The organism is Nonomuraea pusilla, assembly GCF_900109355.1.
GTDB classification, from domain to species: Bacteria; Actinomycetota; Actinomycetes; order Streptosporangiales; family Streptosporangiaceae; genus Nonomuraea; species Nonomuraea pusilla.
This window is the reverse complement of sequence record NZ_FOBF01000013.1, coordinates 208,263-229,015: the sequence shown is the minus strand read 5'-3', so window position 1 is coordinate 229,015 and position 20,753 is coordinate 208,263. Positions and strand designations below refer to the sequence as shown.

General features: G+C 74.7%; 20 protein-coding genes. 8 read left to right on the top strand and 12 right to left on the bottom strand.

Annotated features, from left to right (window positions below; genetic code table 11):
* Positions 1-5: 5 nt before the first annotated feature.
* Positions 6-1,574 carry an amidohydrolase gene (locus tag BMX74_RS26190; RefSeq protein ID WP_091103387.1) on the bottom strand — a complete coding sequence of 523 codons (1,569 nt, stop codon included), beginning with the start codon at positions 1,572-1,574 and terminating at the stop codon, positions 6-8.
* 111 nt (positions 1,575-1,685) lie between these two features.
* Here BMX74_RS26190 and BMX74_RS26185 point away from each other — a divergent pair, with 111 nt between their 5' ends.
* A complete protein-coding gene (locus BMX74_RS26185) occupies positions 1,686-2,561 on the top strand; it encodes a LysR family transcriptional regulator (RefSeq protein WP_055502225.1) in 876 nt (291 codons plus the stop codon).
* 129 nt (positions 2,562-2,690) lie between these two features.
* Positions 2,691-3,869, top strand: coding sequence for an amidase (locus BMX74_RS44345; protein ID WP_305728673.1), 1,179 nt, complete (start codon positions 2,691-2,693; stop codon positions 3,867-3,869).
* Between the two features lie 26 nt (positions 3,870-3,895).
* Here BMX74_RS44345 and BMX74_RS26175 read toward each other — a convergent pair whose 3' ends face one another.
* On the bottom strand, positions 3,896-4,924 hold the full coding sequence (locus BMX74_RS26175; protein WP_177227520.1) for an Lrp/AsnC family transcriptional regulator: 1,029 nt from the start codon (positions 4,922-4,924) through the stop codon (positions 3,896-3,898).
* Positions 4,925-5,050: 126 nt separating this feature from the next.
* Between BMX74_RS26175 and cuyB the strand changes: the two genes are divergently transcribed.
* Positions 5,051-5,806, top strand: a complete 756-nt coding sequence (cuyB, locus tag BMX74_RS26165) for a cysteate racemase (protein ID WP_091103383.1) — start codon at positions 5,051-5,053, stop codon at positions 5,804-5,806.
* Positions 5,807-5,824: 18 nt separating this feature from the next.
* Here cuyB and BMX74_RS26160 read toward each other — a convergent pair whose 3' ends face one another.
* The 6 genes from BMX74_RS26160 to BMX74_RS26135 all read right to left on the bottom strand — a co-directional run bounded on the left by BMX74_RS26160 (position 5,825) and on the right by BMX74_RS26135 (position 11,814).
* Positions 5,825-6,667: an ABC transporter ATP-binding protein gene (locus BMX74_RS26160; protein ID WP_091103382.1), complete on the bottom strand. Its 843-nt coding sequence runs from the start codon at positions 6,665-6,667 to the stop codon at positions 5,825-5,827.
* Entirely contained in the window at positions 6,664-7,455 is a 792-nt protein-coding gene (locus BMX74_RS26155; RefSeq protein ID WP_091103380.1) for an ATP-binding cassette domain-containing protein, read from the bottom strand. The genes BMX74_RS26160 and BMX74_RS26155 overlap by 4 nt, the downstream gene beginning before the upstream one ends.
* Entirely contained in the window at positions 7,452-8,264 is an 813-nt protein-coding gene (locus tag BMX74_RS26150) for an ABC transporter permease (protein WP_055502220.1), read from the bottom strand. Before BMX74_RS26150 ends, BMX74_RS26155 begins: the two co-directional genes overlap by 4 nt.
* Positions 8,261-9,226, bottom strand: coding sequence for an ABC transporter permease (locus BMX74_RS26145; protein ID WP_091103379.1), 966 nt, complete (start codon positions 9,224-9,226; stop codon positions 8,261-8,263). Before BMX74_RS26145 ends, BMX74_RS26150 begins: the two co-directional genes overlap by 4 nt.
* Complete coding sequence (locus BMX74_RS26140) at positions 9,226-10,734, bottom strand: ABC transporter substrate-binding protein (protein ID WP_218154058.1); 1,509 nt, start codon at positions 10,732-10,734, stop codon at positions 9,226-9,228. The genes BMX74_RS26145 and BMX74_RS26140 overlap by 1 nt, the downstream gene beginning before the upstream one ends.
* A gap of 81 nt (positions 10,735-10,815) precedes the next feature.
* A complete protein-coding gene (locus BMX74_RS26135) occupies positions 10,816-11,814 on the bottom strand; it encodes a helix-turn-helix transcriptional regulator (RefSeq protein ID WP_091103423.1) in 999 nt (332 codons plus the stop codon).
* 237 nt (positions 11,815-12,051) lie between these two features.
* Between BMX74_RS26135 and BMX74_RS26130 the strand changes: the two genes are divergently transcribed.
* Complete coding sequence (locus BMX74_RS26130) at positions 12,052-13,242, top strand: winged helix DNA-binding domain-containing protein (protein WP_091103375.1); 1,191 nt, start codon at positions 12,052-12,054, stop codon at positions 13,240-13,242.
* Positions 13,243-13,350: 108 nt separating this feature from the next.
* Here BMX74_RS26130 and BMX74_RS26125 read toward each other — a convergent pair whose 3' ends face one another.
* The gene (locus BMX74_RS26125; protein WP_091103374.1) at positions 13,351-13,941 is read right to left on the bottom strand and encodes a helix-turn-helix domain-containing protein; all 591 of its coding nucleotides are present in this window, start codon (positions 13,939-13,941) and stop codon (positions 13,351-13,353) included.
* A gap of 109 nt (positions 13,942-14,050) precedes the next feature.
* Here BMX74_RS26125 and BMX74_RS26120 point away from each other — a divergent pair, with 109 nt between their 5' ends.
* The 3 genes from BMX74_RS26120 to BMX74_RS26110 are packed head-to-tail and all read left to right on the top strand — an operon-like array spanning position 14,051 to position 16,721.
* Positions 14,051-15,259 (top strand): NAD(P)/FAD-dependent oxidoreductase, encoded by a 1,209-nt coding sequence (locus BMX74_RS26120; RefSeq protein WP_256257266.1) that lies wholly within the window; start codon positions 14,051-14,053, stop codon positions 15,257-15,259.
* 32 nt (positions 15,260-15,291) lie between these two features.
* Positions 15,292-16,500, top strand: a complete 1,209-nt coding sequence (locus BMX74_RS26115; protein ID WP_091103371.1) for a cytochrome P450 — start codon at positions 15,292-15,294, stop codon at positions 16,498-16,500.
* A 20-nt stretch (positions 16,501-16,520) separates the two neighbouring features.
* Complete coding sequence (locus BMX74_RS26110) at positions 16,521-16,721, top strand: ferredoxin (RefSeq protein ID WP_055502214.1); 201 nt, start codon at positions 16,521-16,523, stop codon at positions 16,719-16,721.
* A gap of 74 nt (positions 16,722-16,795) precedes the next feature.
* Here the strand turns inward: BMX74_RS26110 and BMX74_RS26105 are convergent, their stop codons facing one another.
* Positions 16,796-17,176, bottom strand: a complete 381-nt coding sequence (locus BMX74_RS26105) for a hypothetical protein (protein ID WP_177227519.1) — start codon at positions 17,174-17,176, stop codon at positions 16,796-16,798.
* Positions 17,177-17,334: 158 nt separating this feature from the next.
* On the opposite strand from BMX74_RS26105, the gene BMX74_RS26100 reads away from it, so the two are divergent.
* Complete coding sequence (locus BMX74_RS26100; protein ID WP_091103366.1) at positions 17,335-18,771, top strand: YncE family protein; 1,437 nt, start codon at positions 17,335-17,337, stop codon at positions 18,769-18,771.
* 66 nt (positions 18,772-18,837) lie between these two features.
* Here BMX74_RS26100 and BMX74_RS26095 read toward each other — a convergent pair whose 3' ends face one another.
* The gene (locus BMX74_RS26095; protein WP_091103365.1) at positions 18,838-19,656 is read right to left on the bottom strand and encodes an SDR family oxidoreductase; all 819 of its coding nucleotides are present in this window, start codon (positions 19,654-19,656) and stop codon (positions 18,838-18,840) included.
* A 33-nt stretch (positions 19,657-19,689) separates the two neighbouring features.
* Entirely contained in the window at positions 19,690-20,637 is a 948-nt protein-coding gene (locus BMX74_RS26090) for a LysR family transcriptional regulator (protein WP_055502210.1), read from the bottom strand.
* Positions 20,638-20,753 lie beyond the last annotated feature (116 nt).

Genomic DNA, 20,753 nt, shown 5'->3' with positions numbered 1-20,753 from the left:
GCTCCTTACGGGTGCTGCCAGCGGACCTCGCCGCCGACGACGGTGGTCAGGACCGTGGTGCGCAGCACCGCCTCGGCGGGCTCGGTGTACGGGTCGGTGTCGACCGCGAGGAAGTCGGCGAGCATGCCGGGCGTGAGGACGCCCTTGCGGTCCTCCTCGCCGGCGGCGTAGGCCGAGCCGAGCGTGTGCGCCGTGATCGCCTCGGCCATGCTGAGCCGCTGCTCGGGCTGCCAGCCGCCGGCGGGGGTGCCGTCGGTCCTGGTGCGGGTCGCCGCGGCGTACAGCGCGGCGAACGGGTTGGGGTGCTCGACGGGGGCGTCGGAGCCGAAGGCCAGTGCCACGCCGGCGTTCAGCATGCCGCGCCAGGCGTAGGAGGCCAGCTCGCGTCCCGCCAGGAGGGCGTCGACGAGGTCGATGTCGCTGGTGCAGTGCACCGGCTGCATCGAGGCGACGACGCCCAGCCTGGCCATCCTGGCCAGGTCGGCGGGCAGCAGGTGCTGGGCGTGCTCGATGCGGTGGCGCAGCCCGGGGGTGTGACCGACGGCCTCGTAGGCGTCGATGACGAGGTGGTTGGCCTGGTCGCCGATGGCGTGGGTGGCCACGGCGATGCCGGCGTCGGCGGCGAGGCGGTAGAGCCGCACGAGCTCCTCGTACGGGGTGACCGCGATGCCGGTGTTGTCGTGGTCTCCGGCGAAGGGCTCGCTCATGTGGCAGGTGTGCGAGCCGAGCGCGCCGTCGCTGAAGATCTTGACGGGTCCGGTGCGGAACCAGTCGTCGCCCTGCCCGGTGCGGCGGCCCTCGGCGACGGCCGCCTCCAGGTGGGTCATGGGGATCGCCTTGTGCACGCGCAGCTTCAGCTCGCCGGTGTCGCGCAGCTCCAGGTAGGCGGCGCGGCAGTCCTCGCCGTCGATGTCGTGGACGCTGGTCAGGCCGAGCGCGAGCAGCGCGTCCTGGGCGGTGCGCAGCAGGTCGCGCAGGTCGGGGGAGACCATGAGGTCGCGCAGCGGGTAGGAGGCGGACTCGCGCAGGATGCCGGTCGGCTCGCCGGTCTCGTCCCTGACGATCTCGCCGCCGGCCGGGTCGGGGGTGGAGGCGTCGATGCCGGCCAGGCGCAGGGCCGCGGTGTTGGCCCACACGGTGTGACCGTCCACGCTGGGCAGCGCGACGGGCAGGGTGGGGCAGACCGAGTCGAGCGCGTGCCGGTCGGGCTGCGCGGGCGGGTCCCAGGTGTTGCTGTTCCACCGGCCGCCGAACAGCCAGGCGCCGGGGCGCAGCCCAGCGGCGTGGGCGGAGATCCTGGCCAGCGCCTCGTCGAGGGAGCGCGCGTCGCGCAGGTCCACCGCGCCGAGGCTCTGGGCGTACTGGGCGGTGTGGATGTGGGCGTCGTAGAGCCCGGGGATGACGGCGGCGCCCTCCAGGTCGATCAGTTCGGCCCGGGGACCGGCCGCCGCGCGGACCTCGGCCTCGCCGCCGACGGCCAGGACGCGGCCGTCCTCGACGGCCAGGGCCTGGGCCGGAGGCGTGCCCTGTTCGCCGGTGCGGATGGCGGCGTTGCGGTAGACGCGGATGCTCATGTGACTCTCAGTGGTCGGTGCGTGCTGGGTGTCATCACCTTAGGGTTGGCGAAAATCCGACGGAAGCGCTATAAACACGACATTTATCGGTCCTGAGACCAAGGAACTCTTATGCTGAAGCCGGAACACCTGCGTACCCTGCGGGAGGTCGTCCAGCTCGGATCCTTCGCCGCCGCGGCCAACCGGCTCGGCTACACCTCCTCCGCCGTCTCCCAGCAGATGGCCGCGCTGGAACGCGCCACGGGCGTCAGGCTGTTCGACCGCTCCGCCCACAGCGTCCTGCCCACCAGCGCCGCCGAGGTCCTGGCCAGGCACGCCACGACCGTGCTCACCGACATCGAGCGCATGGTCGCCACCGTGCAGGCCGTGCACAGGAACAGCGAGCGGCAGATCCGGCTCGGCATCTTTCCCAGCTACGCCGACGTCCTGGCCGGGGTCCTGAGCCGCATGGAGCCGGAGGAACGCGAAGGGGTCAGGATCACCGTCGCCGAGCCGTCCCAGCTCATCCCGCGCCTCGGCGCCGGCGGCGAGACGGACGCCGCCATCGTCTACCAGGTGGGCAACGCCGGGCTGGCCTGGCCGCCCGCGCTGGTCAGGCACTGGATCGCCGAGGACCGCTACAAGGTCGTCCTGCCGCGCCGCTGGCGCGACCTGGAGCCGTACCGGGTGGAGCAGCTCGCCGACCTGCCGTGGATCATGCACCATCCTGGCAGCAGCGACGCGAGCTTCTTCGACGCGCTGTTCGCCCGCTGGCAGCTGCACCCCCGCGTGGCCTGCCACTCCGACGACTTCAGGGTCACGATGGCCCTGATCAGGGCCGGGGTGGGCGCGGCGCTCATCCCCGACCTCGCGCTGCGCGACCACGGCGACGACGTCGTGGTGGCCGACGTGCCGTGGCTGAACACCAGCCGCAGCGTCTTCGCGCTCGTCCGCCCAGACCGCGAGACCGCCCGGCTGCGCTCGCTGCTGGACGCCCTCGCCGTCTGACCCCGGACGGGAGGCCCGCGTCCCGGACGGGGGCTCGCGGGCCGGGGGTCTCGACGGGGGCGCGGGGCTTCTGCCAGCATGTCCCGCACCGCGGGCGCCGCCGGGCCCGCCCTACCCCCGAGGAGCCCCGTGACCGCCGAAGACGAGGCGGCGATCGCCGAGTCCGCCCAGGCCATCCGCCTCCACGCCGGGCACGGCATCCTCATCGAGGCCGGTGCGGAACCGGTCATCGACCTGCTGCCGCGCCGCCCGCGACCGGCCGGCGGCACGCTGCGCGGCTGGACGTACGTCGTCAAGGACATGATCGACGTCGCCGGCCTGCCGACCACGCGCGGCTCCGCCCTGTACGGCGGCGAGGAGGCGCTCGCCGACGCCCCCTGCGTCGGACTGCTGGAAGGCGCGGGCGCGCTGCTCGTCGGCAAGGCCAACCTGCACGAGTTCGCGTGGGGCGTCACCAGCGAGAACCCGCACTGGGGCGACGTGCGCAACCCCCGCCACCCGCACCTGGCCCCCGGAGGGTCCAGCGGCGGGACGGCCGCCGCCATCGCCGCCGGCATCGCCCGGTTCGGGCTGGGCACCGACACCGGCGGCTCGGTGCGCATCCCGGCCGCCTGCTGCGGCGTCGTCGGGCTGCGGCCCAGAGCCGGCGTCCTGTCCACCGAGGGCGTGGCGCCGCTCGCGCCGATGTTCGACGTCGTGGGGCCGATGACCGCCTCCGTCGCCGACTGCGCCCGGGTGTGGCACGCGCTCACCGGCGAGGCGGTCGAGCCGCCGCCGAGCCTGGACGGGCTGGTCGTCGGGGTCGCCGAGGGCTGCGCGCAGGCCGCCGAGCTCGCCGCCCTGGGCGCCGAGCCGCGCGAGATCGAGCTGCCGCACGACATCCTCGCGCCGTACTGGACGATCGTCGGCGCGCAGGCCCGGCGCACGCACGAGGCCACCTTCCCCGCGAACGCCGCCCGCTACAGCGCGGGCGTGCGGCGCAAGCTGGAGGCGGCGGGCGGCATCGGGCACCGCGCGTACCGGCGGGCCGTCGAGGAGCTGACGGCGGCCCGCGCCCGGTTCGCCGCCGCGATGACCGGCGTCGACCTCCTCGCCCTGCCCACGCTGGGCGGGCCCGCGCCGCGCGCCGGGTGCGACGAGGCGGCCGTGCGCGGCGAGGTGGGCCGCCTCACCGCCGTCGTCTCGGCGCTCGGCCTGTCCGCGCTGGCCGTGGGCGACCTGCAGCTCGTCGGCCGCACCGAGGCCGACGTGCTGCGCGCCGGACTGTGCCGCGAGCTGGCCGGGGCGGGCGTCCCCGAGCCGCGCTGAGCTCGGCGCCCCCGAGCCCGCCGATCTCAGGACGTCCCGCCGACGCTCCACGGGTCGATCGGGACGACGCCCGTGCAGCGTCCCGACGGGCCGAGCAGCCGCCCGTACAGCTTCGACTGGCGCAGCACCACCTGCCGGTCCACGATCGTCGCGTACGGGAACCGCTCCTCCAGGCGGACCACCAGCGGGTGCAGGTCGGAGACCGCGTGCAGGCCGACCGTCAGCAGCAGGTTGCGGGCCCCGGCCAGCGCGGCGCAGGTGCGGGTCTCCGGCCAGCCGAGCAGCGCCCGGCCCGTCTCCTCCAGCAGGCCGTCCGGCACCCGCAGCCACAGCACCGCCGAGGAGTGCCAGCCCGCGTGCGGGCGCGCCAGGTCGCAGCGGAAGTCGAGGTCGCCCGAGGCCAGCAGCCGCGACAGCCTGCGCTGCGCGGTGCGCTCCGAGACGCCCGCGGCGTCCGCCAGCTCCGCGTACGACGCCCGGCCGTCGCGCAGCAGCGCGGTGAACAGCAGCCGGTCCACGCCGTCCATCGGCCGGCCGGGCTGCGCCTGGCCCGCCGGCCTGGCCAGGGTCCGCGCCGCGCCGGGCGGCAGCACCCGCAGCCGCCAGCGGCACGACGCCTCGAACACGCGGGTGGCGAGGTGCGTGCGGACCTTCGCCACGCCGGGCACCCGCGGCAGCCCGGTCAGGAGGTGGTCGGCCAGCGCAGGCATCGACGCGGCGACGGCGATCGCGAACAGGTCGTGATCGGCGGCGACGTGCTGCACCGTGATGAGGTGGCCCTGCCGGGCGAGCGCGTCGGCGACCTCCACCGCCGCGCCGGCCGCGCAGCCGATCTCCAGGAAGGCCACGCTCATCGCGTGCATCTGGCGCCGCCCCAGGGCGACGGTCGTCCACGCCTCGCCCGCAGCGTTCAGCCGCCGCCAGCGCCGGGCCGCCGTCACGGGGTCGGTGCCGATCGCCGCGCCGACGTCCACCCAGCTCGCCCGCGGGTTGATCTGGAGCGCGTCGATGAGTTCGAGATCGCCCTCCTCCAGGAGGACGCCGGAATCCTGCACGTACGACCCTTCCGGTGTCGGATGGCTGCGCCTGGACGGCGCGCTCACCTTATCCCCGGATCCTGGTGCCGCGCCGCCGCCCCCCGGGAGCGACGGCGGCAGGTGAGCGGGAACAGGAGCGGCACGATGACGCAGGGACACGGACGCACGCGGGAGCGGGCGGAGCGCGACACCCCGTCCGGCGAACGGCCGGGGCTGGTCGGGGTGCTGGGCGGCATGGGCCCGGCCGCCACCGTGGACTTCTACCGCAAGCTCGTCGAGGAGACGGCCGCCACCGCCGACCAGGAGCACGTCCCCGTCGTCATCTGGGGCGACCCGCGCGTCCCCGACCGTTCGCTCAGCCTGCTGGGCGGCGGCGAGGACCCGACCCCGCACCTGCGGCGCGGCATCCAGGCGCTGCGGCGGGCCGGGTGCGAGGTGCTGGCCGTGCCGTGCAACACCGCCCACGCCTTCGTGCCCGCCCTGGCGGACGAGGCCGGGATCGAGCTGGTGAGCATCATCGAGGTCACCGCCGACGCCCTGGCCGCCGACGGCGTCCGCGCGGCCGGGCTGCTGGCCACCTCGGGCACCCTGCGGTCCGGCCTGTACGCCGGGGCGCTGCGGCGGCGCGGCGTGACCGCGCTCGAACCCGGCGAGGCCGGCCAGCGGCAGGTCATGGCCGCCATCGCGGCGGTCAAGGCCGGCCACGCCGGGCCGGAGCACGGCCGGGCGCTGGAGGACGTCGCGCGGACGCTCGCCGCGCGCGGCGCCGAGCGGATCGTCGCGGCGTGCACGGAGATCGTCCTGTCGCTGGACGGCTCAGGCCTGCCCGTGCCGCTCGTGGACCCCGCGCGCCTGCTGGCCGGCCGCATCGCCGCGCTGGCCCGCCGGCGCGCGGGGTGAAGGACCTCTCGGCCCCGGCTACCGCAGCCGGGCGGCGCGGCTGAGCCTGGGGACGCTCTCCAGCAGCTTCCTGGTGTACGGGTGCGCGGGAGAGCCGAGCACGTCCGCCGTGGGGCCCTGCTCGACCACCCGTCCGCGCTCGATGATGGCCGTGTCCGCGCACAGCGCCGCCACCACGCTCAGGTCGTGTGAGACCACCACGACCGTCAGCCCGTGGCTCTCGGCCAGCCGGCCCAGCAGCTCGACCACGCGGATGCGGGTGGTGACGTCGAGCGCGCTCACGGGCTCGTCGGCGAGGAGCACGCGGGGCCTGCTCACGACGGCTCTGGCGATCGCGATCCGCTGCCGCTGCCCGCCGGAGAACTCGTGCGGGTACCGCCGGGCGGCGTCGGGAGGCAGCCCGACCGAGGCCAGCGCCTCGGCGACGCGCCGCCCGGCCTCGTCCCGCCGCTCCGCGCGGGAGCCGGGGGCGAGCAGGCCGAGCGAGCGCAGCGGCTCGGAGACGATCCGGCCGACCCGCCGGCGCGGGTCGAGCGAGGAGTACGGGTCCTGGAAGACCGGCTGTACCGCCCGCCGGAACGCCCGGTCGCCCGGCGCCACGGCGGCGCCGTCGAAGAGCACCCGGCCCGAGGTGGGCCTGTCCAGGCCGAGCAGCAGCCGCAGCAGCGTGGTCTTGCCCGCGCCCGACTCGCCGACCAGCGCCAGGCCCCGCCCGGCCGTCACCGTCACGGAGACGTCCTCCAGCACGGGCCGCCCGCCCCGGTAGGCGAAGCCGACCTCGTGCGCCGCCAGCACGGCGGGGGGAGCGCCGCTCGTGGGGCCGGCCGACGGAGCTCGCCCTCCGGCGCCCGCGCGGGTCATGGGGCCAGCCGATCGAGCTCGCCCTCCAGGGCCCACGCGCTGTCCACGAGCGAGCGCGTGTAGGCGTGCCGCGGTTCGCGCACGATGTCACGCGTCCTTCCCGACTCCACCATGGAGCCGTCCTTGAGCACCACCACCCGGTCCGCCACGTCGGCGACGACGGCCAGGTCGTGGGTGATGAACAGCAGCGCCATGCCGCGGCCGGCCACCAGGCCGTCGAGCAGCGCCAGGACCTCGGACTGCACGGTGACGTCGAGCGCCGTGGTGGGCTCGTCGGCGATCAGCACGGCGGGCTCGCAGGCCAGGGCCATGGCGATGGCGGCCCGCTGCCGCTGCCCGCCGGAGATCTCGTGCGGGTAGGCGGCGGCGACCCGCTCCGGCAGCCGCACCTCCGCCAGGGCGTCCTGGACGGCGGCCCGCAGCGCCGCGCCGCGCAGGCCGCGGCGGCGGCGGATCGGCCAGGCGAGCTGCCGCCCGACGCGCATCAGCGGGTCGAGCGCCGTCAGGGGTTCCTGGAAGACCACCGCGGCGGCCCGGCCGCGCACGCGGTTCAGCTTCCGGTCGGGCGTCCCGACCATCTGGGTGCCGTCCAGCAGCACGCTGCCGTGCGCGGTCATGCCGGCGGGCAGCAGCCCCATGACGGCCAGCGCGGTCAGCGACTTGCCCGAGCCGGACTCCCCGATGAGGCCGAGCCGCTCGCCGGGGGCGAGGCTGAAGGACAGGTCGCGGACCAGGTCGCGGCCGTCCGCGCGGCGCACCGAGAGGCCGGCCACCTCCAGTGGGGTCATCGGCTCCTCCTGCGCGTCGGGTCGGCCAGGTCGCGCAGGCCGTCGGCGACCAGGTTCACGCCCACGACCAGCACGACGAGCAGCACGCCCGGCGCGATGGCGCCCGTGGGCGCGGTCAGCACGGTCGCCTGCGCCTCCTGGAGCAGCCGGCCCCAGGACGCGTTCGGCGGGGGCGGGCCGAGCCCCAGGTACGACAGCGCCGCCTCCGCCAGCACCGCCAGCCCGAGCTGCAGCGCCAGGTTGACGAGCAGCGTCGGCGCGATGTTCGGCAGGACGTGCTCGGCCACCACGCGCGGCCACGAGGTGCCCGAGGTCCTGGACGCCGTGATGTAGTCCTGCGTCAGCACCTGCTTGACCAGCACCCTCGTCAGCCGGGCCACGACGCCGGACATCGCGAGGCCGATGGCCAGCACCGCCGACCCGAGCGACGCCTCCCGCGCCGCCACCACCAGCATGGCCAGCAGCAGCGTCGGGAACGCGATGACGATGTCGAGCGCGGCCGACAGCACGTCGTCGAGCCAGCGGGTCGCGAAGCCCGCGAGGAGCCCGGCCGTCACGCCGATGAGGCCGCCGACGAGCACCGACCCGATCCCGACCGTGAGCGCGATGCGCGCGCCCACCATGAGCTGCGTGAGCAGGTCGCGGCCCAGCTTGTCGGTGCCCAGCAGGTGCTCGCCGCCGGGCGGTGCGAGCCGCCCGCCCGTGGTGTCGGAGGGGTCGTACGGCAGCCACACCAGCGACACGGCGGCCACCAGCAGCACCGCCGCCACCAGCACGCACCCCGCGGTGAACGTGAGCCGTCCCCTCACGGACGCCCCCCGCCGACGTGGGCCCGCAGGCGCGGATCGACCAGCCGCTGCGCCAGGTCCGCCCCGAACCCGATCACCAGCACCGCGAACGTGCTGACCACCAGCACGCCCTGGATGACCGGGTAGTCGTGCTCGGCGATGCCCTCGACCAGCATGGTGCCGAGCCCCGGCAGGGTGAACACGCTCTCCACGACCACCGCGCCGAGGAAGGTCGTGGCCAGCTCGATGCCGAGGATCGAGATGACCGGCACCGCGGCGTTGCGCAGCCCGTGCCGCCACATGGCCCCGGCGAAGGACGACCCGAGCGCCCGCGCCGTCCGCAGGTAGTCGCTGCCCAGCACGTCGAGCGTGGCCGAGCGGACGTACCGGACGAGCGAGGCCGACATGACCAGGGCGATCGTGACCACCGGCAGCGCCAGCGAGGTCAGGGCCCTGGCCGGGTCGGCCCAGTCGTCACGCGGGAACCCGCCCGCCGGCAGCACCCGCAGCCGGAGCGCGAACACGGTCACCAGCAGCATCCCGATCCAGAACACCGGCACCGCGATGCCGAGCTGCGAGACGCCGTTCAGCAGCAGCCCGTACCAGCGGTCGGAGCGCCACGCGGCCACGAACCCGACCGGCACCGCCACCACCACGGCGAGCGTGAACGCCAGCAGCGTCAGCGGCACGGTCACCACCAGCCGGGCCGCGATCTCGGGGCCGACCGGCAGCCTGCTGACGAACGACGTGCCGAGGTCGAGCCGCGCCAGCCCTGCCAGCCAGCTCCAGAACTGCTCCGGCAGCGGCAGGTCCGAGCCGATCTGGTGGCGCGCCGCCGCGATCTGCTCGGGCGTGGCGCCGACCGACAGCAGCGCGTTGGCCGGGTCGCCGGGCAGCAGCCGCAGCAGCACGAAGAGCAGCCCGGCCGCGGCCAGCAGCGACCCCAGCAGGAAGGCGGTGCGGCGCAGCAGGTAGCGCGCCATCAGGACTTCTTGATCCCGTACGCGTAGAACTGCGAGTTCAGCCCGTTGACGGGGTAGCCCGACAGCTTCGAGGAGGCCACGACGATCTGCGGGTAGAGGTACAGCCAGTCACTGGCGGCGTCCTCGGCGATCTTCCTGTTGGCCTTCTTCAGCAGCGCGGTCTGCTCATCGGCGGTCCTGGCCTGCTCCGCCTCCTTCACCCACGCGGTGACCTGCTTGTCGTCGTAGCCCCAGTAGAAGTCCGGGTCGCCGTACCAGACCACGTCGCGGTCGTTGACGTGCTCCTGCAGGGTGGCGGCGAAGTCGCGGTTCTTGTAGACCTTCGTGTACCACTCGTCGGCGGTGATGACGTTGATGTCCACGGTGATGCCGACCTTGGCCAGCTCGCCCTTGATGAACGTGGCGGCCGTGGGGTGCGGGTCGTAGTTGGGCGTGTCGAGCGTGAAGCGGAAGCCCTTGGGGTAGCCGGCCTCGGCCAGCTCCTTCCTGGCCAGCTCGACGTCGTACGGGTCGAGCGAGGTGAGGTCCTCGTACCAGGGGTCGGTGGGCGGCACCATGGAGCCGATGAGGCTGCCGTGGCCGGCCCACACCGACTGCAGCAGCTTGGCGTCGTCGATGGCGGAGGCGACCGCCTTGCGCACGAGCGGCTTGTCGAACGGCGCCTTCCTGTCGTTGAAGGCGAGCAGCAGCTTCGTGGTGGAGTGGCCTTCGCTGATCCTGTAGTCGGGGTTCCCGGTGAACTGGCTCAGCGCGTCGGGGCTCTGCTCGCTGGTGATGACGTCCACGGCGCCGGTCAGCAGGGCGTTGTTGAGCGCGGTGGCCTCGGTGAAGTAGTGGAACACCACCCCGTCGTTGGCGGGCCTGGCGCCCCAGTAGCCGGGGAAGCGCCGCAGGCTGAGCGTGGAGCCGCGCTTCCACGCCTCCAGCTTGTACGGCCCCGTGCCGTCCTCGCCGGTGGCGAGGTCCTTGGCCGCGGGGTTGACGATCCAGACGTAGCTCAGGTTGTACACCAGCGAGATCGACCGGCTCGACAGCCTGACCACGACCGTGGCGTCGTCGGGGGCCTCGACCGACTTGATCACCTTGAGGTTGCCCTTGCGCGCCGACTGGGAGTCCTCGGCGAGGACCCGCTCGATGCTGGCCTTGACGTCGGCGGCCGTCAGCGCCTTGCCGGAGTGGAACGTGACACCCCGGCGCAGCTTGAAGGTGTAGGTCAGGCCGTCGCCCGAGACGTCGTAGCCCTCGGCGAGCAGGTTCTCGACCTTGCCCGCGTCGGTCAGCCTGAACAGGCCCTCGTACACGTTGCCGTTGAAGGCCTCGGTCACGCCCTGGCCGCCGCCGGCGGTGTTGTCGAGGTTCTGCGGCTCGTACAGGGAGCCGATCTCGATCGTGGTGGCCGTGCCGGGGCCGGAGGGGGCCCCGTTCCCTGTCGTGCCTCCCCCGCCGGATCCGCAGGCGGCCAGGGCGAGGGCGAGCGCGGCCACGACGCCGGCGAACTTGCTGGTCAACGTCACTCCATAGCAAATGAGTAGGTTTAGCGGACTATATCCTCCTTTGCCCGGAGATGTATCAGCCGGGGGGCTCTTGTGCTATTTGTCGGTGATCGCGGCCTGTCCGGCGGCGTCGGCGTAGCGGCGGGCCAGGCGGGCGAAGGCGTCCTTGAGCTCGGCAGGACCGACCACCTCGACGGCGGCGTCGAACCTGCCGACCGCGGCGGCCAGGCCGATCCACGACCACGAGCCCAGGACGAGCCGGCAGCGGTCCGGGCCCAGCTCCTCCACGACCCCGTCGCGGACGTGGCGGGAGACGGCGGCGGCGGGCAGACCGAGGATCACCTCGCCGCGGCAGGGCCAGTCGCCGGACCCGTCCGAGCCCAGGAACCTGCCGGTCACGAAGGCGGCCACCGAGCCTCCCGGCAGGTCGCGCGGGGTGAAACGGGGTCCCGCGGGGGGGCGCGGCGTGATCCGGTCGGCGCGGAAGGTGCGCCAGTCCGCGCGGTCGAGGTCCCAGGCGACCAGGTACCAGCGCCCGCCCCAGGCGACCAGGTGGTGGGGCTCCGCCCGGCGCGGCGGTACCGGCCCGCCGCCGCCCGCCTCCGCGGGGGACGCGTAGTCGAAGCGCAGCACCTCGCGGGCGTGGACGGCCGCGCCGAGCGCCGTGAGCACGGCGCTGTCCACCTGCGGGCGCGGCCGGGCCGAGGGCGGCTCGACGGCGGTGAGGCGGAGGCCGTCGATCCGGTGGCGCAGCCGGGAGGGCATGACCTGGCGGACCGTGGTCAGCGCGCGCGCCGCCGCCTCCCCGAGGCCGGCGCCCGCCGTGGCCGCCATCTGGAGCGCGACGGCCAGGGCGACCGCCTGATCGTCGTCGAACAGCAACGGCGGCAGCTCCGAGCCGGCGTCGAGCCGGTACCCGCCGTCGGGCCCCTTGACGGCCAGCACGGGATAGCCGAGCTCGCGCAGGCGGTCGACGTCGCGGCGCACCGTGCGCGGGCTGACCCGCAGCCGCTCGGCCAGCAGCGCGCCCGGCCAGTCACGGCGCGCCTGGAGGAGCGAGAGCAGCGCCAGCAGCCGTGCCGATGTCTTCTGCATGGCTCCCATGGTGCCGTGAGAAGCGGACACGACCTGGCCGCTTTCCCTGCGACCGTGGTCCCCGGCGGGCCGACCGGGTGATCGGGCCCGCCTGTACCTGTCGAACCGAGCAGCCGAGGAGCCGATGATGGCCGTCAACCCCCTGATCCACCTGAACGTCCGAGGTGACGCCCGCGCGGCGCTCGCGTGGGTCGTGGACGTCGCCGTCGAGCACGCCGCGTCCTGACCGCCGGCGTGATGACCGTTCTCGACACCCGGGCGCTCAACCGCGCGACGCTCGCCCGGCAGTTGCTGCTCGACCACGCCGGACTGCCGGTGCGCGACGCCGTCGCGCACCTGTGCGGCCTGCAGGCGCAGGAGCCGCAGGAGCCGTTCGTCGGGCTCTGGTCGCGGCTGCGCGCGTTCGACCCCGCGGCGCTGTCGGACCTGCTGGTCCGGCGCGGCGTGGTGCGGACCCACCTCATGCGCCGGACCATGCACCTGCTCACCGCCGAGGACGCCCTCGCCTGGCGGGCCCGCCACGACGCCATGCTGCGCCAGCGGGTGCTCGGGACCTACCGCCGGGAGCTCGACGGGGTCGACCTCGACGAGCTCGCGGCGGCGGGCCGGGCGCTGCTGGCCGACGGCGAGCCGCGCACGATGGGCGAGCTCGCGCGGGCGCTCGCCCACCGCTGGCCGGGGACGCCGCCGCGGGCGCTGGGCGAGATGCTGGTCGCCGCCCTCGTCCCGATGGTGCAGCTGCCGCCGCGTGGGCTGTGGCGGACGAAGGCGGGAGCGCGTCTCGTGCCGCTCTCCTCCTGGCTGGGACGCGAGATCGACCCACCGGCCGCCGAGGGGGCCGAGGGCGGCGACCCGGTCGGCCAGGCGCTGGTGCGGCGCTACCTGGCCGCGTTCGGCCCGGCCTCGGTGGCCGACCTGCGCGCCTGGTGCGGCCTGGCCGGGCTGCCCGCCGCGGTCGCCGCGGTGCGGGAGGAGCTGGTGGCCCTCCGCGACGAGCGCGGCCGGGAGCTGCTGGACCTGCCCGGCGCGCCGCGTCCCGACCCCGGCACGCCCGCGCCGGTGCGGTTCCTGCCGGCGTTCGACAACGCGCTCCTCGGCTACCACGACCGCGGCCGCATCGTGGACGACGCCCACCGCGGGCTGTCGGTCGCCGGCGAGCGCGTCGTCCTGGTGGACGGCCGGGTCGGCGCGACCTGGACCGTGGAGGCCGGCGCCGAAGCGGGCAGCGTGACCGGCGCTGTGACCGGCGCTGTGACAGGCAGCGTGACCGGCAGCGTGAGCGGCGCTGTGGCCCTCACCGTGGCCGTCACCCCGCTGCGCCGCCTCTCGCCGGACGAGCGTGACGACGTCGCCGAGCAGGGACGGGCGCTGGCGGCGTTCCTCTCGGAGGGCGAGAGCCGGCGGGTGCGGATCACGTCGCCCGACTGAGGCGCGCCGCGCGGCGCCGCCGCAGCGATTGGCGCCGCAGGGGTCGGGGCCACCTCGCCGATCGGGGCCGCCTCAGAGACCGGCGCCGCTTCAGGGGCCGGGGCCGCCTCAGTGATCGGAGGGGCCGAGGGGCAGGGGCGTCCGCGGGTCGGTGATCATTCCTCTGAACAGCAGCAGCCACGCCCGTTCCGCGGTCTCCCGGCGTTCCGCCGCCGGGAGCTTCGCGAGGAGCGCCGCGATCAGGCCGATGGCCGTGACGAGGTCGTCGGTCGTGACGTAGTCGTGGACGCGCCCGGCCTGCCGCGCCCGCGCGAGCGGCTCCCGCAGCGCCTCCACGACCCGCTCGCGCACCCTGACGAAGCGCGCGTCGGCCGAGGCGCTCACCATGTCGACGAACGCGGTCGAGGCGATGGCCTGCCGGGTCATCAGCGCCAGCACGTCGTCGAGGGTGGTGCCGGGCCGGGCGGCCAGCCCCTCCAGTTCCTCGACGCCCTCCTCGAAGACGGCGAGCGCGAGGCTCGCCCGGTCGGGGAAGTGCCGGTACAGGCTGCCCTGGCCGACACCGGCAGTGCGGGCGATCGAGGTGAGCGGCACGTCGTACCCCTCGGTGGCGAACCACCGGCGGGCCGCCGCGATCAGCGCCGCGCGGTTCTCCGCCGCCGCGCTCGGGCCTCTGTTGGGTCGCCGGGTGTGGGACATGGAGCTAAGATACCAACCGGACATCATCGTCCGGTTGCCCCGCGGTGCGTCGTCGCCGGTCCCGTCCCCAGCGCGCCACCCGCACCGCTCCGACCGAGAGGACGCGCCCGTGGCCCCACCGACCCCCGAGGTGACGCACCCCGAGGACGTCCTGATCGTGGGCGCCTCGGCGGGCGGCCTGGCCGTGGCCGAGGCGCTGCGGCGCAAGGGCTACCGCGGCCGGCTGACCGTCGTGGGCGCGGAACCGCACCCTCCCTACGACCGCCCGCCGCTGTCGAAGCAGGTGCTGTCCGGCGCGTGGGAGGGCGAGAGGACGCACCTGCGCTCGCGCGACGACCTCGACAGGCTGGAGGCGGAGTTCGTCCTCGGCGACCCGGCGACCGGCCTCGACGCCGCCGCCCGCGAGGTGCGCACCGCCTCCGGCCGCGTGCTGCGCGCCGACGCCGTGGTCCTCGCCACCGGGCTGACCGCCCTCCGGCTCCCCGGGCAGGACGACCTCGCGGGCGTCCACGTCCTGCGCACCCTCGACGACGCCCTCGCCCTGCGCCGCGACCTGACGACGGCGGATGAACTCGTCGTCGTCGGCGAGGGCGTGCTCGGCGCGGAGATCGCCGCCACCGCCCGCGGCCTGGGGACCGGCGTCACGCTGGCCGGTCTCGGCGACGCCGTCATGGGCGACCACCTCGGCGGCCTCGTCGGCGGGATGCTCACGCGGCTGCACGCCGGGCGCGGCGTGCGGCTGAGGCTCGGCGTCGCCGCGCGTTCGCTCACCGGGGAGGACGGCCGGGTCACCGGGGTGCTGCTGGCCTCGGGCGAATGGCTTCCCGCGGGAGCGGTGGTCGTGGCGACCGGCTCCCGCCCCGCCGTCGGCTGGCTCGCCGGCAGCGGGCTGACCCTCGGCGACGGCGTCGAATGCGACGCGCGCTGCCGCGCCGCCGACGGCGTCTACGCGCTCGGCGACATCGCGTCCTGGCACCACGAAGGGCTGGGCAGGCGGCTGCGCCTGGAGAACCGCACCAACGCCGTCGAGCAGGCGCAGGTCGTCGCGGCCAACCTCCTCGGCGAGGACCGCCCGTACGTCCCCGTCCCCTACTTCTGGACCGACCAGTACGACGTCAAGATCCAGGCCCACGGGTTCCTCACCCGCGACGCCCAGGTGGACGTGGTCGAAGGCGCGCCGGAGGAGAACCGGTTCGTCGCCCGTTACACCGTCGGCGGCCAGGTCACCGGGGTGCTGGGCTGGAACATGGCCAAGGCCGCCCGCCTGCACCGCCGGTCCCTCGCCGAGGCCTTCACCCCCGAGAAGCCGCACGCGTGAGGCGTGAGGAACCGATCCCCAGGAGAAACCGGATGAGTGAGCAGGTCCTGCACTACCCGATCCCGAACGAGGCGGCACTGGAGCCGCCCGCCGAATGGGCGGAGCTGCGCGGCGGGTGCCCGGTGGCCCGCGTCACGCTGCCCAGCGGCGACCAGGCGACGCTGCTGACCCGCTACGAGGACGTCAAGAAGGTGCTCGCCGACCCGCGCTTCACCCGGCTGCTCAACGCGCCCGACGCGGCCCGGCTGTCGGCCACCGACGACGGCGGGCTGTTCAACAGCGAGATGGCGGCGATCATCCCCGACGGCGGCGAGGGGCACCAGCACTGGCGGCGGCTCGTCGGCAAGTGGTTCACCGCCAAGCGCATGACCGCCATGCGGCCCCGGATGGCGCGGATCGCCGACACTCTCGTCGACGAGCTGGTCGAGCGCGGCGCCCCCGCCGACCTCAAGGCCGGCCTGGGCTTCCCGCTGCCGGTGTACGTCATCTGCGACATGCTCGGCGTGCCCGCGGCCGACCGCGACCGGTTCTCGTACTGGTCCGACACCCTGCTCAACCTCACCCGTTACGGCAAGGAGGAGATCGAGGCCGCTCAGGCCGAGTTCTTCCAGTACATGTCCGGCCACCTCGCCGCCAAGCGCGCCGAGCCGGGCGACGACCTGCTCAGCGAGCTGATCGCGGCGGGCGGCCCCGAGGACGGCGGTCTGGAGGACCTGCAGATCCTCGTCACCGGCATGGCGCTGCTGGTGGCCGGGCACGAGACCACCGCCAACATGATCGGCAAGATGGTCGCGATGCTGCTGTCGGACCGGTCGCGGTGGGAGGCGCTGCTGGCCGACCCTTCGCTGATCCGCACCACGGTCGAGGAGTCGCTGCGCTTCGACGCCGACTCCGGGTTCGGCCTGCCGCGTTACCTGCGGGAGGAGACCGAGGTCAGCGGCACGTACCTGCCGAAGGGCACCACCGTCGTGTGCAGCATGGCGGCGGCCAACCGCGACGAGAGCGTCTTCGCCGACGCCGACCGCATGGACCTCACCCGCAGCCCCAACCCGCACCTGGCCTTCGGCTCCGGCGCCCACTCCTGCCTCGGCCAGGCGCTCGCCCGCACCGAGCTGCAGGTCGTGCTGGAGGTGCTGCTGCGCAGGCTGCCGACCCTGGAGCTGGCCGTGCCGGTGGAGGAGCTGGAGCGGGTGGAGGGCCTGGCCGTCGGCGGCCTGCGCACCGTCCCTGTCCGCTGGTGATCCTGGAAGGAGAGACCGAGATGAAAGTCACCGTCGACGAGGAGAAGTGCTGCGGCGCCGGTCAGTGCGTGCTGATCGCGCCCGAGGTGTTCGACCAGCGCGACGACGACGGCATCGTCATCCTGCTGGAGGCCGAGCCGGGGGAGGAGCAGCACGCCGCGGTCCGCGAGGCCGCCGCCGTCTGCCCCGCCGCCGCCATCGAGCTGACCGGGCGGGACTGACCGCGTTACCGGGCGGCGGAGATCCTCCGGTCGAGGAGGACGGCCGGCACGGTGGCCGCCGCCGGGAACCGTCGTCATGAGCAGGGGACGACGTCCCGCCTACTCGGAGAATCCTTGAGCGCGCAGATGGCGCGCCAGCCGTCGATGACGCCGGCGGCGACGACCGGCTCGTCCGCGGCGAGCCGCTCCGGCGACTCGTACACGGGGAAGTCGAACGCCGTGGCCCGCAACAGGGAGACGTCGAGGGAACCCTGGCCCTCCACGTAGGCGAGGGCCCGGGGCGCGGCGGTCGGCGCGCCGGTCTTCCCGCCGGTCTCCGCGCCGATCTCCGCGCCGATCTCCGCGCCGATCTCCGTGCTGGTCTCCGTGCCGGTCTCCGTGCCGCCGCCGGACGTGCACGCCGGCAGGGCCATGACCGCCGCGAGCGCGAGAGCCAGGACCGGCTGCCTCCCCATGGCGTCCTCCGTCCGTCGAGTGGTAGGCCCAAGCTACCGGCGGATCTTCCGGCCGTCAGGCCACATCGGTGTTTCGCCGGCCGATCATCGTCGGTTCACCGCCCGGTCGGCGCGACCTCCTAGCGTCGGCTCGCCACCAGCACGACGAAAGGCACTCGATGGCAACCACAGTTCGCTCCCTGCTCGCGGCGGGTCTCGCCGTGCCCCTGCTCTGGGCCGCCGCGCCCGCGAACGCCGACGGCACGGCCGGCTGGCGGACGGGTGTCCTCGCCGGCGGCCCCGGCACCGCGCCCGGCGCCCTCGCCGGCGTCGAGTACACCGGGCCCGGGGGCGCGCACGGCGTCACGGGCGCCGACGGCTCGTTCCGCTACCGCGGCCACCGGCCGGTGCGGTTCGGCGTCGGCCGCGTCGACCTCGGCACGGCCAAGGGCGCCCCGCTGGTGACCCCGTTCCAGCTCGGCGGCGGCGCCCGCTGCGCGATCGACGAGGCCCTCACCCGCACGCTCGTGTTCCTGGAGGCCGTGGACGAGGACCGCGACCCGGGCAACGGCATCTCGATCGCGGCGAAGACCCGCGCGACCGCCGCCGGTGTCGAGCCGGTGCGGGTGTCCGACCTGGACGACGCCGCGCTCACCGCGCTGGTGCGCACCCTCACCGGCGACGCCGCCGCCACCCTGCCCTACCGCGCCGCGGCGCTGGCCCGCTTCCGCGACCAGGTGGACGGCGAGCAGTGGACCGAGAGGTCCGTCCAGAGCTTCACCGGCCCCGCCGACGAGATGCGGCAGATCTGGGAGATGAACGAGGCGGGCCAGACGCCGCCGGTCGAACTGCTGAACCGGCAGGAGGGCCTGCTCAGGTCGCAGGGCGTGGCCACTGACGGCCGCGGCCTCGTCTTCTCCTGGCAGTACGGGCTGACCCGCACCGCCGCCGACGCCCGGCAGACCGTCCTCGCCCGCAACACGCTGGCGATCCCGCCGCAGATCGCCGCGTACGGCGGCAACCACATCGGCGACGTCGACTACCACGACGGCAAGATCTACGCGCCGATCGAGGACGGCGACAAGCCGAAGGGCGAGACCGAGTACCTGCACCCGTTCATCGCGGTCTACGACGCGAAGACGCTGCGGTTCACCGGCGAGTACCACGAGCTGCCGCAGAACCTGCACACCGAGGGCGTGCCGTGGGTGAGCGTGGACGCCGACCGCGGCGTGTTCTACACGGCGGAATGGGACGACACGAAGGTGCTCAACGTCTTCGACCTGCGGACGTTCGAGCTGATCCGCACGGTGCCGCTCAGCCAGACCCTCCGCCGCGTCCAGGGCGCGAAGGTGTACCACGGCATGCTGTACGCCTTCGCCGACCTCGGCGCCTCGCTCCCGCTCCACAAGATCGACCCGGAGTCGGGGCACGTCATCACCGTGCACCACGTCGACATCGAGTCGCCGGCCGGCGAGGGTGAGGGCCTGGTGTTCCTGCCGCAGCGCGACGGCACCCTGCTGCACACCCTGGACATCGCCCCTGACGAGATCACGACGAACTTCCGCAACCTGGCCCTGACCCGGCCCTCCCTGCGCGACCGGGTCTGCTCCCGTTGAGAACGCGCGCTCCCGTCCCTGCGCCGGGGAGGGCGGCCGGTCTCGGGCCGCGCCGCCGGCGGATGGTCAGGCCAGGAACTCGCGCGCGCCGCGCAGCCTGGTCCGCAGGTGCCGCCGGGTCAGGCCGCAGTCGAGCCGCACGTCGATCGGCCCGGGGACGCCGCTGCCGGCGCGGCGGCCGGTCGGCAGCCGGGCCGGGTCGAGCCCGTCGCGCCGCGCGACGAGGCAGCCGAGCTCGTACCGGCTCACCGCGTCCGTCCCGGCCAGGTGGTGGATGCCCGAGCGGTCGGAGCGGGCGAGCTCCAGGAGCGCCGCCGCGAGGTCGTGGACGTGCACCGGGCAGCGCACGTCGTCGGTGAACAGCCTTCCGGGCGTGCCGCCCGCGGCCAGCGCGTGCACCAGGCGCTCATGCCCGGAGCCGCCGTCACCGATGATCAGCGACGTCCGCGCGACGACCGCCGCCGGGTCGATCGCCTGCACGGCCACCTCCGAGGCCGCCTTCGCCGCCCCGTACGGGCTGACCGGGTCGGGGACGCTGTCCTCGGGGTAGGACGTCGCCCCGCCGGAGAAGACGGCGTCGCTGGAGACGTGCACCAGGCGCGCGCCTCCGCCGGAGGCGGCGACGGCCACGTGGGCCGCGCCCACGGCGGTCGTCGTCCAGTCCTGCTGACGGAAGGCCGCGTTCACGACGGCGTCGGGACGGAACGCGCCGATCACGCCGGCCACGGCCGCGCGGTCGCGCACGTCGAGCGGCAGCCACTCGGCTCCCGGCGCCGTTCCCGGCCTGGTCAGGCAGGTGGCGGCCACGACGTGGCCGCCGGCCACGGACTGCCGGACGAGCTCGCCGCCGAGAAAGCCGCTGCCGCCCACGACGAGGATCCTCATGGTGAGTGACCGTAGCGGACCGGCCCGCCTCTCCTAGGCAGGCGCGGGAGGCGCGGCGAAGACCGCGCGGTCGGGGGCGGGCAGCCACTGGCGCCGCGGGTCGAACGGCCGGAAACCGTCCACGACGAACCTGACGAACGCGGCCAGCAGCGGGTGGTGGTTGCGCCGGTGGTAGAGCAGCGAGGACGGGTACACCGGCGCCGGGCCGACGACCGGGATCCGCACGGTGCGGGGATGCCACGGCACCCGCATCCGCTCGCCCACGAACCCGGCGCGCCCGCCGGAGCCGATCTCCTCCACGTAGTGCTCCCAGCCGAAGTCCGGCCCGGAGGTGTCGATCCCGATGCCGAAGTCGGCGCTCAGGAAGCGGTAGAACTCGGCCCATTCGCTGCCGGGGGCGTTGCCGGGCATCCACACGGTCGATCCCGACAGCCGGCCCACCTCCACCTCCCGCCGCTCGGCGAGCGGATGGTCGCGGCTCACCAGGAGATGCAGCGGTTCCAGGCACGCCGGGACGTGCAGGAGGTCCTCCTCCAGCGTCCCGCTGACGCGGGCGAACGCGGCGTCGACGGACCCGTGGACGAGCGCCTGGCGCGCGGATCTGAGCCCGTTGGAGGTGACGACCTCGACGCCGGCGTCCTCGACGGCGCGGTGGAACTCCCGGACCAGGTCGATGGCGGACAGCCTGGTGTCGAGCACGTCCACGCGCAGGGAGCGGCGCCGCCCGCGCAGGACCTCCAGCGCCTGGTCGCAGATGCCGACCAGGGCGCGCGCGTGGGGGAGGAACGCCGTGCCGTCCTGGGTGAGGCCGGCCCCGCCGCGCGAGCGGAAGAACAGCCGCACGCCGAGGTCGGACTCCAGCTTCGCGATGCGCTTGGAGACGGCCTGCTGGCTGATGCCCAGGAGGGCCGCGGCCTCGCTGAAGGAGCGGTCCTCGGCGACGGCGACGAACGCGCGGACCGTGCCGAGGTCGAGGTCCATTCCTCGCTCTGTGACAACCACTGGTTGTGGCGGATCGGCGTGTTGATTGTTGGACAACCGGGTCTGCTCTCGGGTCGAATGCTCTCGCTTGCGGGTGAGCCTACAACCGGGAGACG

Bases quoted from the DNA above. Each gene is read 5' to 3' on its own strand.
- BMX74_RS26190 (WP_091103387.1), bottom strand. From the start codon at position 1,574: ATGAGCATCCGCGTCTACCGCAACGCCGCCATCCGCACCGGCGAACAG.
- BMX74_RS26185 (WP_055502225.1), top strand. From the start codon at position 1,686: ATGCTGAAGCCGGAACACCTGCGTACCCTGCGGGAGGTCGTCCAGCTC.
- cuyB (WP_091103383.1), top strand. From the start codon at position 5,051: ATGACGCAGGGACACGGACGCACGCGGGAGCGGGCGGAGCGCGACACC.
- BMX74_RS26160 (WP_091103382.1), bottom strand. From the start codon at position 6,667: ATGACCCGCGCGGGCGCCGGAGGGCGAGCTCCGTCGGCCGGCCCCACG.
- BMX74_RS26155 (WP_091103380.1), bottom strand. From the start codon at position 7,455: ATGACCCCACTGGAGGTGGCCGGCCTCTCGGTGCGCCGCGCGGACGGC.
- BMX74_RS26145 (WP_091103379.1), bottom strand. From the start codon at position 9,226: ATGGCGCGCTACCTGCTGCGCCGCACCGCCTTCCTGCTGGGGTCGCTG.
- BMX74_RS26135 (WP_091103423.1), bottom strand. From the start codon at position 11,814: ATGCAGAAGACATCGGCACGGCTGCTGGCGCTGCTCTCGCTCCTCCAG.
- BMX74_RS26130 (WP_091103375.1), top strand. From the start codon at position 12,052: ATGACCGTTCTCGACACCCGGGCGCTCAACCGCGCGACGCTCGCCCGG.
- BMX74_RS26125 (WP_091103374.1), bottom strand. From the start codon at position 13,941: ATGTCCCACACCCGGCGACCCAACAGAGGCCCGAGCGCGGCGGCGGAG.
- BMX74_RS26115 (WP_091103371.1), top strand. From the start codon at position 15,292: ATGAGTGAGCAGGTCCTGCACTACCCGATCCCGAACGAGGCGGCACTG.
- BMX74_RS26110 (WP_055502214.1), top strand. From the start codon at position 16,521: ATGAAAGTCACCGTCGACGAGGAGAAGTGCTGCGGCGCCGGTCAGTGC.
- BMX74_RS26105 (WP_177227519.1), bottom strand. From the start codon at position 17,176: ATGGGGAGGCAGCCGGTCCTGGCTCTCGCGCTCGCGGCGGTCATGGCC.
- BMX74_RS26100 (WP_091103366.1), top strand. From the start codon at position 17,335: ATGGCAACCACAGTTCGCTCCCTGCTCGCGGCGGGTCTCGCCGTGCCC.
- BMX74_RS26095 (WP_091103365.1), bottom strand. From the start codon at position 19,656: ATGAGGATCCTCGTCGTGGGCGGCAGCGGCTTTCTCGGCGGCGAGCTC.
- BMX74_RS26090 (WP_055502210.1), bottom strand. From the start codon at position 20,637: ATGGACCTCGACCTCGGCACGGTCCGCGCGTTCGTCGCCGTCGCCGAG.